Raw genomic sequence first — 1511 nt, 5'->3', positions numbered from 1 at the left:
ACCAGCACCAGCTCGCGTTCGGGCAGCCAGCGCCGAACCTGCAGCACCATCTGGCGGGCCCAGTCGGTCAGCTTTTTGTGCCGCTGTCTGCGCTCACGGCAGTACCGCTCGGAGGGTGCCAGGGCGGTGAGGAACGGCAGAGCCCATGTGCGGGCCGCCCATGGGATCGGAGCCAGGAGCATGAGGCTGAGCCAGCGCAGGCCCGAGGCCTTGACGAAATGAGCATCCGAGGAGCGCACCGGATCGCGGTAGATGCCCTTGGCCTTGATGCGCTTGCCGCGGCGGCGCTCGATGGTGTCGTCGAGACCGAGAATGACCGGACCCGCCGGGACAAAGGCCTGGATCAGCAGGCCCAGCAGCAGCCGGGCCGCTTCGCGCCCACTCCAACGGGCCCGGCTGAGCACGCGATGGTCGTTGACGAAGTGGCGCTCGCGGCTGAGGCCGCAGATGCGCAAGATGCTGGTCACGGTGCGCTTGCCGGGCGCCAGGATGGCCCCGACGAGCAGGATTTCGGCATGACGCCACGTCCGGTGGCACAAGAGCGGGGCAAAGGCTACAATGATCGCGGCGAAGCGAGCGGGCAGGTGCAGCATGGCGGTGTCTCTTGGCGGAAACGCTGCCAGTCTACCGCATCGTTCGCTTCGCCGCCCTCGCTCCCACATCACCCGTCAGAAATGGCCAAAGTCGAGCTAAGTGCTTGATTTAAAATAGACTTGTGCTGGGCCGCTAAGGCGGATGTGGGCTGTTTGACGATTCAGGAGCCCCGCCATGGATGCCTGATCCTACGCCAGCGATCTCACGGATGCCGAGTGGGTGTGGCTCGAGCCCCTGATCCCGCGCAGCCATCCGGCCGGGTGGCGGCAGACCTATCCGTTGCGGCGCATCGTCGATGCGATCTTCTATCTGCTGCGCACCGGAGCCCAATGGCGGCTGCTGCCGCATGAGTATCCACCCCGGTATGCTGTCTTCTATCACCATGCCCAGTGGCGCGATGCTGGCACCTGGGAGCACGTGACCCAGGTCCTGCGGGAGAGCTATTGGCGTACGATCGGCCGTCCTCCTCAGCCGACAGCGGCGATCATCGACAGCCAGTCGGTCAAGACCACTGAGATGGGTGGACCACGAGGGTACGACGGTGCCAAGAAGGTGAAGGGCCGCAAGCGCCATCTGCTCGTTGATACGCAAGGCAATCTGCTGAAGAACAGCATGCAGCCCGCCGACATTCATGATCGCGCAGGCGCCGAACTCCTGCTGGAGGGGCTGCAGCATCTGTTTCCGGCCATTGAGCGCGTGTGGGCCGACACGGCTTATCGCGGGCTGAAGGACTGGTTGTGCAGAGCGCTGGGATGGAAGCTGTCGATTCCGCAACACTGGTGGAGTGAAGGCACCTGGATGCGGGCTGACGCAGAGCCGCCGACGCGACCGAGTGGCTTTCAGGTGCTCGCGCGAAGGTGGGTGGTGGAGCGGACCATCGGTTGGCTGACTACCAACCGGCGGCTGGCCAAGGACTA

General features: G+C 64.9%; 2 protein-coding genes. One reads left to right on the top strand and one right to left on the bottom strand.

What is annotated here, in order from left to right; translation table 11 throughout:
• Nucleotides 1–593 (bottom strand): transposase (locus DDF70_RS36195; RefSeq protein ID WP_162820919.1); only part of this gene is annotated, 593 nt, incomplete at its 3' end.
• A 220-nt stretch (nucleotides 594–813) separates the two neighbouring features.
• Between DDF70_RS36195 and DDF70_RS36190 the strand changes: the two genes are divergently transcribed.
• The coding region (locus DDF70_RS36190) for an IS5 family transposase (protein WP_245435790.1) at nucleotides 814–1511 on the top strand (698 nt) is incomplete at its 3' end.

The sequence above is a fragment of the Microvirga calopogonii genome (genome assembly GCF_003347665.1).
Classification (GTDB): domain Bacteria; phylum Pseudomonadota; class Alphaproteobacteria; order Rhizobiales; family Beijerinckiaceae; genus Microvirga; species Microvirga calopogonii.
The sequence above is the reverse complement of the archived record's forward strand: the minus strand, read 5'-3'. Positions and strand labels throughout refer to the sequence as shown.